The sequence below is a fragment of the Sphingosinicella microcystinivorans genome, from assembly GCF_027941835.1.
In the GTDB taxonomy this organism is placed as follows: domain Bacteria; phylum Pseudomonadota; class Alphaproteobacteria; order Sphingomonadales; family Sphingomonadaceae; genus Sphingosinicella.
The window spans coordinates 3379471-3392900 of sequence record NZ_CP116005.1 but is presented as its reverse complement, the minus strand read 5'-3'; the positions used below and the strand labels follow the sequence as shown (position 1 = coordinate 3392900).

Here is a 13430-nt window from a genome sequence, read left to right as displayed (position 1 = left end):
CAACCATGCCCAAACGCACGGACATCTCCTCCATCCTCATCATCGGCGCGGGACCCATCGTCATCGGGCAGGCGTGCGAGTTCGACTATTCGGGCACGCAGGCCTGCAAGGCGCTGAAGGAAGAGGGCTACCGGATCATTCTCGTCAACTCGAACCCGGCGACGATCATGACCGATCCAGACCTCGCCGACGCGACCTACGTGGAGCCGATCACGCCCGAGATCGTCGCCAAGGTGATCGAGAAGGAGCGGCCCGACGCCGTGCTGCCGACGATGGGCGGGCAGACGGCGCTCAACACGGCGCTGGCGCTGGCGCGCGACGGCACGCTCGAAAAATACGGCGTGAAGCTGATCGGCGCCGACGCCGAGGCCATCGACAAGGCCGAGGACCGGCTGAAGTTCCGCGAGGCGATGGACAAGATCGGCCTCGAATCCGCGCGCTCCGCCATCGCGCATACGCTCGACGAGGCGCTCGAAGGGCTGGAGAAGGTGGGCCTGCCCGCGATCATCCGCCCGTCCTTCACGCTCGGCGGCACCGGCGGCGGCGTCGCCTACAACCGCGAGGAGTTCGAGGAGATCGTCCGCAAGGGGCTCGACGCCAGCCCGACCACCGAGGTGCTGATCGAGGAATCGCTGCTCGGCTGGAAAGAGTATGAGATGGAGGTCGTCCGCGACCGGAACGACAACGCCATCATCATCTGTTCGATCGAGAACGTTGACCCGATGGGCGTCCACACGGGCGACAGCATCACCGTCGCCCCGGCGCTGACGCTGACCGACAAGGAATACCAGATCATGCGGAACGCGAGCATCGCGGTCCTGCGTGAAATCGGCGTGGAAACAGGTGGTTCGAACGTCCAGTTCGCAGTCAACCCGAAGGATGGCCGCCTCGTCGTCATCGAGATGAACCCGCGCGTGTCGCGTTCCTCGGCGCTTGCCTCGAAGGCGACCGGCTTCCCGATCGCCAAGGTCGCGGCGAAGCTCGCGGTCGGCTATACGCTCGACGAGATCGAGAACGACATCACCGGCGCGACGCCCGCGAGCTTCGAGCCGACGATCGACTACGTCGTCACCAAGATCCCGCGCTTCGCGTTCGAGAAGTTCAAGGGCACGCCGAACACACTCACCACGGCGATGAAGTCGGTGGGCGAGGTGATGGCGATCGGCCGCTCGATCCACGAGAGTATGCAGAAAGCGCTGCGCGGCCTTGAAACCGGGCTGACCGGCTTCGACGAGGTCGAGGCGCTGGCGGGCGCGGGCAACGACGAGGTGGAAGCGGCGCTTGCGCTCGCGACGCCGGACCGGCTGCTCGTCGTCGCCGAGGCGGTCCGGCGCGGCATTTCGGACGCGGACATCCACCGCCTGTCCGCCTACGACCCGTGGTTCATCGCGCGTATCCGCGAGATCGTGGAAGCCGAGGAAAAGGTTCGCGAAAACGGCCTCCCCAAGGACGCGGACGGTTTCCGCGCGCTGAAGGCGATGGGCTTTTCGGATGCGCGGCTGGCGACGCTCGTCGGCTGGCACGAGGCTGCGGTCGCGGAGCAGCGCCGCGGGCTCGGCGTCCGCCCGGTGTTCAAGCGCATCGACACCTGCGCCGCGGAGTTCGAGGCGAAGACGCCCTACATGTATTCGACCTACGAGGCGCCGAGCTTCGGCGTGCCGGAGGACGAAAGCCACCCGACGGACGCGAAGAAGGTCGTGATTCTCGGCGGCGGCCCGAACCGCATCGGGCAGGGCATCGAGTTCGACTACTGCTGCTGCCACGCCTGCTTCGCGCTCGACGAGGCGGGCTACGAAACCATCATGATCAACTGCAACCCGGAGACGGTCTCCACCGACTACGACACGTCGGACCGCCTCTATTTCGAGCCGCTGACCACCGAGGACGTGCTCGAAATCCTGAACGTCGAGATGTCGAACGGCACGCTTGTAGGCGTCATCGTGCAGTTCGGCGGGCAGACGCCGCTCAAGCTCGCGCAGGGGCTGGAGGACGCGGGCATCCCGATTCTCGGCACCTCGCCCGACGCCATCGACCTCGCCGAGGACCGCGAGCGCTTCGCGAAGCTCGTCGGCGACCTCGGCCTCAGGCAGCCCTCGAACGGTCTTGCGCGCAGCCTCGAAGAAGCGATCCGCGAGGCCGACCGCATCGGCTACCCGGTGCTGCTGCGCCCGTCCTACGTGCTCGGCGGCCGCGCGATGGAGGTCGTGGAGAACCAGGCGCAGCTCGAAACCTACATCGCGACGGCGGTGAAGGTGTCCGGCAGTTCGCCGGTTCTCGTGGACCAGTACCTGCGCGACGCGGTCGAGGTCGACGTCGATGCGCTTTCGGACGGCACGGATGTCGTCGTCGCGGGCGTGCTCCAGCACATCGAGGAAGCCGGCGTCCATTCCGGCGACAGCGCCTGCTCGCTGCCGCCCTACAGCCTTTCCGAAGAGGTCGTCGCCGAGATCGAACGGCAGACGGTCGCGCTCGCCAAGGCGCTCAGCGTCAAGGGCCTGATGAACGTGCAATATGCCGTCAAGGACGGCACCGTGTACCTCATCGAGGTGAACCCGCGCGCCAGCCGCACGGTGCCGTTCGTCGCCAAGGCGATCGGGCGGCCGATCGCCAAGATCGCGGCGCGCGTGATGGCGGGCGAGGCGCTGGCCTCGTTCGGCCCGATCAACCGCAACATCCCCTATATCGCCGTGAAGGAGGCCGTGTTCCCGTTCGCGCGCTTCCCCGGCGTGGACCCGATCCTCGGGCCGGAGATGAAGTCCACGGGCGAGGTGATGGGCATCGACGCCGATTTCGCCACTGCTTTCGCCAAGAGCCAGCTTGCCGCCGGCGTGGTGCTTCCCGATGGCGGCACGGTGTTCGTCTCGGTGAAGGACAGCGACAAGCCCGCGGCGCTGACGGCCGCGCGCGGGCTCGTGGAGCTCGGGTTCCGCATCGTCGCCACGTCCGGAACGGCACGCTTTCTGGCGGACGAGGGGCTGGAGGTCGAGCAGGTCAACAAGGTGCTGGAGGGGCGGCCGCACATCGTCGACCGCATCAAGGACGGCGACATCGACCTCATCTTCAACACCACCGAGGGCGCGCAGAGCCTGAAGGACTCGCAGTCGATCCGCGCCTCGGCGCTGTACGGCAAGGTTCCTTACTATACGACGGCGGCGGAATCGCTGGCGGCGGTCATGGCCATCCGGGCGATGCGACAACAACCCCTTGCAGTCCGCTCGCTGCAATCTTACTATTCAGACCTCGATACCTGATCCCCGACAGTTCTGGCGAAGAGACGGCGGATTTTCCGCCGAGGGGCCGGTTTGCCGGGGGAGTGGGCTGAGGAGTGGGTTACGAACATGGCGACGCTTGAAAAGCTTCCGATCCTGCCGTCCGGTCATGCGAAGATGCAGGCCGAACTGCAAAAGCTGAAGACGGTCGACCGTCCCGAGGTGGTGCAGGCCATCGAGGAGGCGCGCGCGCACGGCGACCTTTCCGAGAACGCCGAGTATCACGCGGCGAAGGAACGCCAGGGCCAGATCGAGGCGCAGATCATCGAGCTGGAAGACCAGCTCGCCCGCGCGCAGGTGATCGACCCGACGACGCTTTCGGGCGACAAGGTCGTGTTCGGCGCCACCGTCGACCTGCTCGACGAGGACGACAAGAAGGTCGTCTACCAGATCGTCGGCCCTTACGAGGCCGATGCCAAGCAGGGCCGCATCTCGTACACGTCGCCGCTCGGCCGCGCGCTCATCGGGCGCCGCGTCGGCGAAGAGGTCGAGGTCTCGACCCCGTCCGGCGACAGGTACTACGAGATCGCCAAGCTCAGCTTCATCTGAAAGGCCTGATCGCGGTGGAGACTGAACGCGTGGATCTCGCGACCCGCGCGATCGTCATCGCCTGCGTGCTGATCCACCTCGCGGTGACGCTCGGCGGGCCGGGTTTCGAGACGGCGGTCAGCATGGGCGGCGGGCTGATCCCGGCGCGGATCAGCGGCAGCCTCGTCTATGACCACGCGCTTCCCGCCCCGGCGACGCTCGTGTCCTCGATCTTCCTGCACGCGAGCTGGGCGCACCTCGCCTTCAACATGCTGTTCCTCGCGTGGATCGGCCGGTTTGTCGAGGCGGTGCTCGGCCGCTGGCGCTACCTGCTGCTGTTCTTCGTCTCGGGGATCGCGGGCGGGCTGGTGCAGGTCGCGCTCGATCCCGGCTCGCCGATCCCGGTCGTCGGCGCGAGCGGTGCGATCTCGGGCGTGTTCGCCGCGCACGCCATGATCTTCGGCCGCTCGGGCGGGAAGGGCGAGTTCGCGCGCGCGATGCAGCTTGCCGCGCTCTGGATCGGCCTCCAGATCGCAACCGGCCTCGTTTTCAATACGGACGGCGGCGGCATTGCCATCGGCGCGCATGTCGGCGGCTTCGTGGCGGGCCTGATCGTCGCGCTGCCGCTGGCCCGTGCCGCGATCGCGCGGCGGTTTCGCTAGGCGGAAGGATCCGCGTCCGGCTCCAGCAGCCGGTGCAGGTGCACGACGACGTACTTCATCTCCGCGTCGTCCACGGTCCGCTGCGCGTTGGCGCGCCACGCGTTTTCCGCGCTCTTGAAGTCCGGAAAGATGCCGACGATGTCGAGCGCGGACAGGTTTTCGAAGTCGAGCCCGCGCGGGTCTTTCACGCGTCCGCCGAACACGAGGTGCAATTTCTGTTTTTCGGTCTGGTCCATGAGAGTGCGCTATAGCGCCTCGAACTCGCGCTGCAAGCGTTCCAGCGTCGCGCCGAGCCAGCGTTCGAAGTCCGGGCCGTCCCAGGCCCTGTGGTCGCCCTTCGCGTAGGCGACCGCGTTGCGGTGGTAGATGAGGGCGTTCACGCGGTTCGCGATCCAGCTGTTCTGGGTGCGGATCACCCTTGCGGGCGAACCGACGACGATGCTGTTCGGCGGTACCTCGGTGCCGTCGCGCACGAAGGCGTGCTGGCCGACGATGCTGTTGTCGCCGATCACGGCATCGTTGAAGATCGTGGCGTTTACGCCGACGAGGACGTTGTTGCCGAGCTTGCAGCCGTGGATCGTCGCGTGGTGCGTGATCGAGCAATAATCGCCGATCTCCACCGCGCGGCCCGGCTCGGCGTGGACCATCACGAAGTCCTGGATGTTCGTGAAGCGCCCGATGCGGATATGCTCCGCTTCCGACCGCATGACCGCGTTGCACCAGACCGAGGCACCCTCCTCGAAACGGATGCGGCCGTAAAGCTGCGCCGACGGGTGGATGAACGCCGCAGCTTCGCGGTCGACGACGGATGTCATGCGGACTTGCGGTCTTTCATGAACTGGAGGAGCGCGTCGAAGCCGTTCTTCTGGATATAGGCGGTGAAGTCGGCCTCCTGCGTGAGCGACAGGTTCACGCCGGCGACGGTGAGGTTGTCGACGAGATACTTGCCGCTTTCGGTCTTCTTCACCGTCCAGATCGAATCGATCGGCTGCGCGCCGTTCTTGCGGGTGACGCGGGCATAGACGTCGATGGTCCCGCGCGTGCCGCGCGGCACGGTGCGCACGATCCTGAGCTCGCTGTCGGCGAACTCGAACAGGTTGTCGGTGTAGGTGTCGACCACATAGTCCGGGAACGCCGCCTGATAGGCCTGGTACTGCTGCTTGCTGATCGTCCGCACGTGGCGGCGGATCAGGCGGTTGCCGATGTCGGTGATCGCGAAGTTCTCCTTCAGCAGCGCCCGGAACTGGCTCCGCACGGCATTGCGGTCGTTCGACTTGTCGCGAAGCACGCCGTAGGCGCGCTGGGCGAGGTCGGAAATGAAGGCACCGGCGGCCTTGCCGTTGTCGGCCGGCGCCGTCGGCGCCGCCGCTGCCGCAAGGCCCGGCGCGGATGTGGCGACGGCCGCCGAGGCGAGAAGGATCGCGATAGCGCGAATGACCATAGATGAAACTCCGTAAACCCGGCGCCGCTCAGCGCGCCGCCTTCAAGAGATAGTCGACGACCGCCTTGCGCTCGTCAGGCTTCTTCAACCCGACAAAGGCCATCGTGGTTCCCGGAACCGTCGTGCGCGGGTTTTCGAGATAGGAGTCGAGCTTGTCCGCCGTCCACGCGAAACCGGCCTTCTTCATGGCCGGCGAATAGCGCGGGAAGCTCTTTTCCGTGCCCGCGGTGCGGCCGATCAGCTTCTTGAGCGTCGGCCCCTGGCGCGGTTTTTCGTCCGCCTGCGCCGGGTCCCAATGGCAGATGCCGCAGCGGCTCTTGAACAGTTGCGCTCCGTCAGCAGCGGCAGCCGGGCCGGAAACCAGCACGGCAAAAGCTGAAAGGGCAACCAGTCCAACAGCGTGCGTCTTCATGTGCGTAACTTTCTTTTCCATGCGGATGGAATGCGCGATCCCCCGTGAATCGGCGATTAATCGGTAATGTTTTTCGGGCTATTGTAAAGGGATGGACCCGCTTCTGCCCTCCCTTGCCGACGTCGAGCGGCTGCAGGAGAATCCGGACGCGGATGCCCGGCGCGTGCTCGCGCGCAAGCTTGGGCACAGCTACACACGGCGCCTGCTGGGCGACCGCGAGCGCGGCATCGCGGACGACATCGTGCGCGCGATCGCCCACGACGTCGAGGTGGAGGTGCGCAAGGCGCTGGCGCAGACCATCGCCTCCAGCAACGACATCCCGCAGGACGTCGCGCTGCGCATGGCGCACGACGTCATCGAGGTCGCCGAGCCGATCCTGAAGGCGAGCGACCTTCTCGACGACGACATGCTCGTCGAGATCGTGAAATCGCGCAGCGAGGAGCACCGCGTGGCGATCGCCGCGCGGCCCGTGGTGCGCGAGCCGGTCTCGGCCGCGATCGTCGAACACGCCGAGGTGCGGGCGGTGTCGACGCTTGCCGCCAACGCCGGCGCGGACATCGCGGAACCCGCGATGGCGCGCGCCGTCGAGCGCTTCGGCGACGAGGAGGCGGTGGCGCTGCCGCTCGCCGACCGCCCGTCGCTGCCGCTTGCCATCGCGGAGCGGCTCGTCGCGCTGGTCTCCAGCCGCCTCCGGGCGCGCATGACGGGCGAGGGGGACCGCTTCCGGCAGTTCGCCGAAGGGCTTTCGCAGGTTTCGGAAGGCGCGGCGTTCATTCTCGGCGGGGGCGAGACGGACGTGCTCGACCTCATCGCCATGGTCGACCAGCTCCACGCCGCGGGGAAGCTCCAGCCCTCGCTCGTCATCCGCGCTGGGCGGCTCGGCGACCGCGAGCTGATGCAGGCGGTGGTGTCGCGGCTCACCGGGATACGCTACGGCCTCGTCGTCGAAGCGTTCGAACATCCCGACTCCGCGCGGCGGATGCTGCGCGAGGTCGGCCTCGTGCCGTCGGAAATCGACGAGGTGGTGCCCGCCGCCGCCTAGCTACAGTTCAGGCGAGTTCGGCCGGGCTGTCGTCCTCGGCCTTGCTGCCGTTGACCGCCTTGCTCTTCCCGCGGACCGCGGAGGTCGCCGACTTTGCGACCTCGGCCGCGCCTTCCTTGATCTCGCTGAAGCGCAGCTTGGCGGCTTCCTTGATGCCGAGCTCGGCAAGCTTCGCCTCGCCGGCGGTGCGCGCCGCCCTGGCCGCGCCGCGCGCCGTCGACGCGAGCTTGTCGCGGACCGGGCCGATGGTGCGGTTCTCGCGGTCGCTGCGCGGCAGCAGCGCGCCGATGATCGCGCCGAGCGCCGCGCCCGCGAGCACGGCGGTGAGCGGGTTCTGGTCGACGCTTTCCACGGTGCGCTCGCGCGCCTTCGCGGCTTGCGCCTTCGCACGCTCCGAATAGTCCGCCGCGCGCTCGCGCGCCGTTTCCCACGCGTCGCCCGCGTGTTGCCGCGCCGAGGCGAGCGTTTCGCCCGCCACCTCGCGCGCGGCCTGCGCCTTGTGCGTCACGGTTTCGCGAACGTGCTGCGCGGTCTGCTTCACGCTCTCCAGCCGGTCCTTGCCCGGCGCTTCGTTACCGAGTTCGTCGTCGTACTGGGTCATGGCGGGTGCCTTTCTGTCTTTCCGATAATGCCGCGCGCCGGCCATCATGCCGGCAAGCGCACCGGCGATGGAGATCGCGCCGAGATTGTTGCGCGCCGCCTGACGGCCGCGCGCGATGATTTCCGCCCCGCGTTCGGTTGCCGCGTCGATCGCCTCGTTGGCGATCGTGCGGGGATCGAGCCGGTGCCGGATCTCGCCGAGGGTGAGCGCGATGCGTCGCCGCGCCTCGGCGGCGTCCGCTTCGTAGAGTGCCGTATCGACGGTCTTGTCGTTCACTTTTCGCTCCGGTTGCGCAGCAGGGACGGGGGCTCGACCACGATTTCGAGACGTCTGCGTCCTTCAACGAACAACAGCCACGACGCCCCGGCGGCAATCAGCGTGACGATCACCACCGCGAGGAAGAAGCCGACATGGGGCCCGAGCAGCACGACGAGCGCCGTCGCCAGCCCCATCAGCGCCACGAACGCCAGCGCGACCGAGGCGCTGAGCAGGCCGAGCGGCAAGCGCGCAAGCTGCAACCGCCGCGCGATCTTCGCCTCGGCGATGCGGACCTCCGCCTGCAACAGGTCGCCACCCTCGTCGACGAGGCGCTCGAAGAGGTCGGAGATCTTTACGTTCTGATCGGCCACCCCTGTTGGTCCTCTCAGGCCTCTGTGTCGCTGCCGCGACTGGCCTTCAGGAACCGCGAGACGATGAAGCCCGCCGCGGCGGCCACGGCGATCACCAGCACGGGCGAGCGGCGCACCAGTTCGCGCGTGTCGTCGATGATGTCGTCGACCGACTTCTCGCGCATCCGATGCGCGAAGGATTCCACTGAATCGGCGGCCGAATTGATGATGTTCGCAAGCGGCTCGGCCTGCGTGCCCTTCAGCTTGTCGGCGGCCTCGCGCGTGACGTGCGAGACGCTGCCCAGCGTTTCGGCGGCCTTGGCCTTGCCTTCCTCGGCAGCGCTGCGCGCCTTCGTCGAGGCTTCGGTTTTCAGCTTGCCGGCTTCGGCCTTGATGGTGGCCAGCCGGTCCGTCTTCGGGGGCGCAGGATCGTCGGCAGCAGGCGCGGGAAGAGTGTCGGACATGCCAGTTCCTTTCGGGCTTACAGGGGCTGTAGTACAACAATAGGACCGGATGTTGGTTCCGTCGCGGGCAAAAACAAGGCGGCTTCGCGGCAAGGGCCGAACAAGCGGCGTTGCCCCGCACGCCGAGGCTGATTAAGAGCGCGCACGCAAGACATTTCCATCAGCCGGAGCGACGCCATGACCGCGATCATCGACATCCATGCCAGACAGATTCTCGACAGCCGCGGCAACCCGACCGTGGAGGTCGAGGTGACGCTGGAGGATGGCGCCTTCGGCCGCGCCGCCGTGCCCTCGGGCGCCTCGACGGGCGCCTACGAGGCGGTCGAGCTGCGCGACGGCGACAAGAGCCGCTGGCTCGGCAAGGGCGTCGAGAAGGCCGTGGCCGCCGTCGACGGTGAGATTCAGGACGCGCTGCTCGGCATGGACGCCGAGGACCAGCTCGACCTCGACAGCACGCTGATCGCGCTCGACGGCACGCCGAACAAGGCGCGGCTCGGCGCGAACGCCATCCTCGGCGTCAGCCTCGCGGCGGCGAAGGCGGCGGCGGACTCGCGCGGGCTGCCGCTCTACCGCTACGTCGGCGGCGTCTCGGCGAGCGTGCTGCCGGTGCCGATGATGAACATCCTGAACGGCGGCGCCCACGCCGACAACCCGATCGACTTCCAGGAATTCATGATCATGCCGGTCGGCGCGGACAGCTTCGGCGAGGGGCTGCGCTGGGGCGCGGAGATCTTCCACACGCTGAAGACGGCGCTGCACGACAAGGGCCTTGCGACCGCGGTCGGCGACGAGGGCGGCTTCGCGCCGAACCTCGCCAGCGCCGAAGCCGCGCTCGACTTCATCATGGGCGCGGTCGAGAAGGCCGGGTTCAGGCCGGGCGACGAGGTGATGCTGGCGCTCGACTGCGCGGCGACCGAGTTCCACAAGGACGGCAAGTACGAGATGACGGGGGAGGGCAAGTCGCTGTCGTCGGCCGCGATGGTCGATTTCCTCGCCGGCCTTTGCGACCGCTACCCGATCCTCTCGATCGAGGACGGCATAGGCGAGGACGACTGGGACGGCTGGAAGCTGCTCACCGACCGGCTCGGCGAGCGCGTCCAGCTCGTCGGCGACGACCTGTTCGTGACCAACCCCGCGCGCCTCGCCGACGGCATCGCGAAGGGCACCGCGAACTCCATTCTGGTGAAAGTTAACCAGATCGGTACACTCTCCGAGACGCTCGAAGCGGTGAACATGGCGCAGCGGGCACGGTACACCGCGGTGATGTCGCACCGCTCCGGCGAGACCGAGGACGCGACGATCGCCGACCTCGCCGTCGCGACCAACTGCGGCCAGATCAAGACCGGTAGCATGGCGCGTTCGGACCGGCTCGCGAAGTACAACCAGCTCATCCGCATCGCCGAGGAGCTGGGCGATGCGGCCATATATGCGGGCCGATCGATTCTGCGTGCAAAATAACGCTTGAATCATCGGGATTCGCGTGATTCAAAGGCGGGCGTGAGCGAACCCGTCCGCCTTGTCTCCTACATCCGTTCCGCGTGGCTCCCGGCGCTGTGCATCGGGCTCGTCGCGTTCTTCGGATGGCACGCCGTGGCGGGCGACACGGGCATCCTCGCGCTCGGCGGCTACAAGGCCGAGCAGACGCGTCTCGCCCGTGAGGCCGAGGCCGTCGCCAAGCGCAAGGCCGACCTCGAGCGCAAGGTCGCGCTCCTCGATCCCGCCAAGGTCGATCCCGACCTCGCCGACGAACTCGTGCGCGAAAATCTGGGCCTCGTCCGCGAGGACGAATTCGTCATCCGTCTCGACAAATAAAGCGGCGCGGGTTGCGGCCCGTGCTTGAACTTTACACGCGGTCGCACGTATAGCGGCGGTGAAGTAAAAAACTTTACCCTGCGAAACAGAGGAGGGGATCATCGCTCCGCGAACCAAAGAGGCGAAAACCGCGCCCAAGCCCAAACCTGCCGCATGCAAGAGCAAGACCGCGACGGCGACGCACCGGAAATCGGAGGTGCGCGAGGGGCTGGACCGGCTGCCCGATTATTCGCCCTACAAGGCGAGCGTCGACGAACTCCTCGATTTCTACCGCCAGATGCTGCTCATCCGCCGTTTCGAGGAAAAGGCGGGCCAGCTTTACGGCATGGGGCTGATCGGCGGCTTCTGCCATCTCTACATCGGGCAGGAGGCCGTCGTCGTCGGCCTCCAGTCCGCGCTGAAAGCCGGGGACAGCGTCATCACCGGCTACCGCGACCACGGCCACATGCTCGCCTGCGGCATCGAATCGCGGGCGGTGATGGCGGAGCTGACCGGCCGCGCCGCCGGCATCTCCAAGGGCAAGGGCGGCTCGATGCACATGTTCAGCGTCGAGCACGGCTTCTACGGCGGCCACGGCATCGTCGCCGCGCAGGTGCCGCTCGGCACCGGCCTTGCGTTCGCGCACAAGTACAAGGGCGACGGCAACGTCTGCCTCACCTACTTCGGCGACGGCGCCGCCAACCAGGGGCAGGTCTACGAGAGCTTCAACATGGCGGAGTTGTGGAAGCTGCCCGTGGTCTACATCGTCGAGAACAACCAGTACGCAATGGGCACCAGCGTCAACCGCGCCAGCGCCGAGGACCAGCTTTACCGCCGCGGCGAAAGCTTCCGCATCGAGGGCGTGCAGGTGAACGGCATGGACGTGCTCGAAGTGCGCGGCGCCGCCGAGATGGCGATCGACTGGGTGCGCGCGGGGAAGGGGCCGCTGCTGCTGGAGCTGAAGACCTACCGCTATCGCGGCCACTCCATGTCCGACCCCGCGAAGTACCGCTCGCGCGAAGAAGTGCAGGAAATGCGCGAGAAGTCCGACCCGATCGAGGCCGCGAAGAAGCACCTGCTCGCCGCCGGGGTGGACGAGGCGAAGCTCAAGGACATCGAGAAGGAGGTACGGGCCATCGTCAACGATTCCGCCGACTTCGCCGAGCAGACGCCCGAGCCGGAACTGTCCGAGCTTTATACCGACGTTCTGGTGGGGAGCTACTGATGGCGATCGAGATCAAGCTGCCCGCCATGTCCCCGACGATGGAGGAGGGGACGCTGGCCAAGTGGCTGGTGAAGGAAGGCGACGCGGTGAAGCCCGGCGACGTCATCGCCGAGATCGAGACCGACAAGGCGACGATGGAGCTGGAGACCGACGAGGGCGGCGTCCTCTCGAAGATCCTCGTGCCCGCGGGCTCGGACGGCGTTGCCGTCGGCACGCTGATCGCGGTGATCGACGACGGCGAGGGCGAGGCTGCCCCCGCCAAGGCCGAACCGCCCGAAGCGAAGCAAGAGTCTCCCGCGAAGCACCCGGAGCAGAAGGTCGAAGCCCCCTCCGGCGCCAGGGCCATCCCGACTCCGCAGCCGGAAGTCGCGAACGATCCTGAAATCCCGGCGGGCACCAACCTGCGCCGCATGACGGTGCGCGAGGCGCTGCGCGACGCGATGGCCGAGGAGATGCGCGCCGACGGCCGCGTGTTCGTGATGGGCGAGGAGGTCGCCGAATATCAGGGCGCCTACAAGGTGACGCAGGGCCTGCTCGAGGAGTTCGGCCCCACGCGCGTCATCGACACGCCGATCACCGAATACGGGTTCGCGGGCGTCGGCACCGGTGCGGCGATGGGCGGCCTGAGGCCGATCGTCGAGTTCATGACCTTCAACTTCGCCATGCAGGCGATCGACCACATCGTGAACTCGGCCGCCAAGACCAACTACATGTCGGGCGGCCAGATGCGCTGCCCGATGGTGTTCCGCGGGCCGAACGGGGCGGCGGCGCGCGTCGCGGCGCAGCACAGCCAGAACTACGCCCCGTGGTACGCGAGCGTGCCCGGCCTCATCGTCATCGCGCCGTACAGCGCGGCGGACGCGAAGGGGCTGCTGAAGGCGGCGATCCGCTCGCCCGATCCGGTCGTGTTCCTCGAAAACGAGCTGCTCTACGGCCAGAGCTTCGACGTGCCCGAGATCGACGACTACGTGCTTCCGATCGGCAAGGCGCGGATCGCGCGCGAGGGCATCGACGTCACCCTCGTCTCCTACTCGATCGGCGTCGGGGTCGCGCTCGAAGCGGCGAAGACGCTGGCGGAGGAGGGGATCGAGGCCGAGGTCGTCGATCTGCGCACGCTGCGCCCGCTCGACCGTGCGACGGTGCTCGCCAGCCTCAGGAAGACGAACCGCATGGTCGTCGTCGAGGAAGGCTGGCCGCAGTGCGCGATCGCCTCGGAAATCATGGCGATCGTGATGGAAGAGGGCTTCGACGATCTCGATGCGCCCGTCCTCCGCGTCACCAATGCCGACGTTCCGCTGCCCTACGCCGCGAACCTCGAAAAAGCCGCACTCGTGAAGGCTGCCGACGTTGTCGCCGCCGCCAAGCGCGTCACCTACAAGGACTGAAC

Annotated in this window: 15 protein-coding genes; 8 read left to right on the top strand and 7 right to left on the bottom strand. The window is 67.3% G+C overall.

The window, feature by feature from the left end:
• The first annotated feature begins 5 nt into the window (after nt 1-5).
• The 3 genes from carB to PE061_RS16280 all read left to right on the top strand — a co-directional run bounded on the left by carB (nt 6) and on the right by PE061_RS16280 (nt 4459).
• Nucleotides 6-3251, top strand: coding sequence for a carbamoyl-phosphate synthase large subunit (carB, locus tag PE061_RS16290; protein WP_271256279.1), 3246 nt, complete (start codon nt 6-8; stop codon nt 3249-3251).
• Between the two features lie 87 nt (nt 3252-3338).
• Entirely contained in the window at nt 3339-3818 is a 480-nt protein-coding gene (gene greA / locus PE061_RS16285) for a transcription elongation factor GreA (RefSeq protein ID WP_271256278.1), read from the top strand.
• 29 nt (nt 3819-3847) lie between these two features.
• Entirely contained in the window at nt 3848-4459 is a 612-nt protein-coding gene (locus PE061_RS16280) for a rhomboid family intramembrane serine protease (RefSeq protein WP_271256277.1), read from the top strand.
• Here the strand turns inward: PE061_RS16280 and PE061_RS16275 are convergent.
• The 4 genes from PE061_RS16275 to PE061_RS16260 are packed head-to-tail and all read right to left on the bottom strand — an operon-like array spanning nt 4456 to nt 6312.
• Nucleotides 4456-4695, bottom strand: a complete 240-nt coding sequence (locus PE061_RS16275) for a DUF4170 domain-containing protein (RefSeq protein ID WP_271256276.1) — start codon at nt 4693-4695, stop codon at nt 4456-4458. The genes PE061_RS16280 and PE061_RS16275 overlap by 4 nt on opposite strands.
• A gap of 9 nt (nt 4696-4704) precedes the next feature.
• Nucleotides 4705-5274, bottom strand: a complete 570-nt coding sequence (locus PE061_RS16270) for a gamma carbonic anhydrase family protein (protein WP_271256275.1) — start codon at nt 5272-5274, stop codon at nt 4705-4707.
• Nucleotides 5271-5900: an MlaC/ttg2D family ABC transporter substrate-binding protein gene (locus tag PE061_RS16265; protein ID WP_271256274.1), complete on the bottom strand. Its 630-nt coding sequence runs from the start codon at nt 5898-5900 to the stop codon at nt 5271-5273. Before PE061_RS16265 ends, PE061_RS16270 begins: the two co-directional genes overlap by 4 nt.
• Before the next feature lie 28 nt (nt 5901-5928).
• Nucleotides 5929-6312: a c-type cytochrome gene (locus PE061_RS16260; protein WP_271256273.1), complete on the bottom strand. Its 384-nt coding sequence runs from the start codon at nt 6310-6312 to the stop codon at nt 5929-5931.
• Between the two features lie 91 nt (nt 6313-6403).
• Between PE061_RS16260 and PE061_RS16255 the strand changes: the two genes are divergently transcribed.
• Nucleotides 6404-7354 (top strand): DUF2336 domain-containing protein, encoded by a 951-nt coding sequence (locus PE061_RS16255; protein ID WP_271256272.1) that lies wholly within the window; start codon nt 6404-6406, stop codon nt 7352-7354.
• A 7-nt stretch (nt 7355-7361) separates the two neighbouring features.
• Here PE061_RS16255 and PE061_RS16250 read toward each other — a convergent pair whose 3' ends face one another.
• Genes PE061_RS16250 through PE061_RS16240 form a run of 3 tightly spaced genes read right to left on the bottom strand, consistent with a single transcriptional unit; the run spans nt 7362 to nt 9027 of the window.
• Nucleotides 7362-8231 (bottom strand): hypothetical protein, encoded by an 870-nt coding sequence (locus PE061_RS16250; protein WP_271256271.1) that lies wholly within the window; start codon nt 8229-8231, stop codon nt 7362-7364.
• Nucleotides 8228-8584, bottom strand: coding sequence for a phage holin family protein (locus tag PE061_RS16245; RefSeq protein ID WP_271256270.1), 357 nt, complete (start codon nt 8582-8584; stop codon nt 8228-8230). The genes PE061_RS16250 and PE061_RS16245 overlap by 4 nt, the downstream gene beginning before the upstream one ends.
• 14 nt (nt 8585-8598) lie before the next feature.
• Nucleotides 8599-9027 (bottom strand): hypothetical protein, encoded by a 429-nt coding sequence (locus PE061_RS16240; protein ID WP_271256269.1) that lies wholly within the window; start codon nt 9025-9027, stop codon nt 8599-8601.
• Between the two features lie 177 nt (nt 9028-9204).
• Here PE061_RS16240 and eno point away from each other — a divergent pair, with 177 nt between their 5' ends.
• The 4 genes from eno to PE061_RS16220 all read left to right on the top strand — a co-directional run bounded on the left by eno (nt 9205) and on the right by PE061_RS16220 (nt 13428).
• Nucleotides 9205-10485 (top strand): phosphopyruvate hydratase, encoded by a 1281-nt coding sequence (gene eno, locus PE061_RS16235; protein ID WP_271256268.1) that lies wholly within the window; start codon nt 9205-9207, stop codon nt 10483-10485.
• A 39-nt stretch (nt 10486-10524) separates the two neighbouring features.
• Nucleotides 10525-10839 (top strand): FtsB family cell division protein, encoded by a 315-nt coding sequence (locus PE061_RS16230; protein WP_271256267.1) that lies wholly within the window; start codon nt 10525-10527, stop codon nt 10837-10839.
• 196 nt (nt 10840-11035) lie between these two features.
• The gene (gene pdhA / locus PE061_RS16225; protein WP_271256266.1) at nt 11036-12043 is read left to right on the top strand and encodes a pyruvate dehydrogenase (acetyl-transferring) E1 component subunit alpha; all 1008 of its coding nucleotides are present in this window, start codon (nt 11036-11038) and stop codon (nt 12041-12043) included.
• A complete protein-coding gene (locus PE061_RS16220; protein WP_271256265.1) occupies nt 12043-13428 on the top strand; it encodes a pyruvate dehydrogenase complex E1 component subunit beta in 1386 nt (461 codons plus the stop codon). The genes pdhA and PE061_RS16220 overlap by 1 nt, the downstream gene beginning before the upstream one ends.
• Nucleotides 13429-13430: the final 2 nt, after the last annotated feature.

Coding starts and splice junctions, on each gene's coding strand:
- carB (WP_271256279.1), top strand. CDS start 6: ATGCCCAAACGCACGGACATCTCCTCCATCCTCATCATCGGCGCGGGA.
- greA (WP_271256278.1), top strand. CDS start 3,339: ATGGCGACGCTTGAAAAGCTTCCGATCCTGCCGTCCGGTCATGCGAAG.
- PE061_RS16275 (WP_271256276.1), bottom strand. CDS start 4,695: ATGGACCAGACCGAAAAACAGAAATTGCACCTCGTGTTCGGCGGACGC.
- PE061_RS16270 (WP_271256275.1), bottom strand. CDS start 5,274: ATGACATCCGTCGTCGACCGCGAAGCTGCGGCGTTCATCCACCCGTCG.
- PE061_RS16265 (WP_271256274.1), bottom strand. CDS start 5,900: ATGGTCATTCGCGCTATCGCGATCCTTCTCGCCTCGGCGGCCGTCGCC.
- PE061_RS16260 (WP_271256273.1), bottom strand. CDS start 6,312: ATGAAGACGCACGCTGTTGGACTGGTTGCCCTTTCAGCTTTTGCCGTG.
- PE061_RS16255 (WP_271256272.1), top strand. CDS start 6,404: ATGGACCCGCTTCTGCCCTCCCTTGCCGACGTCGAGCGGCTGCAGGAG.
- PE061_RS16240 (WP_271256269.1), bottom strand. CDS start 9,027: ATGTCCGACACTCTTCCCGCGCCTGCTGCCGACGATCCTGCGCCCCCG.
- eno (WP_271256268.1), top strand. CDS start 9,205: ATGACCGCGATCATCGACATCCATGCCAGACAGATTCTCGACAGCCGC.
- PE061_RS16220 (WP_271256265.1), top strand. CDS start 12,043: ATGGCGATCGAGATCAAGCTGCCCGCCATGTCCCCGACGATGGAGGAG.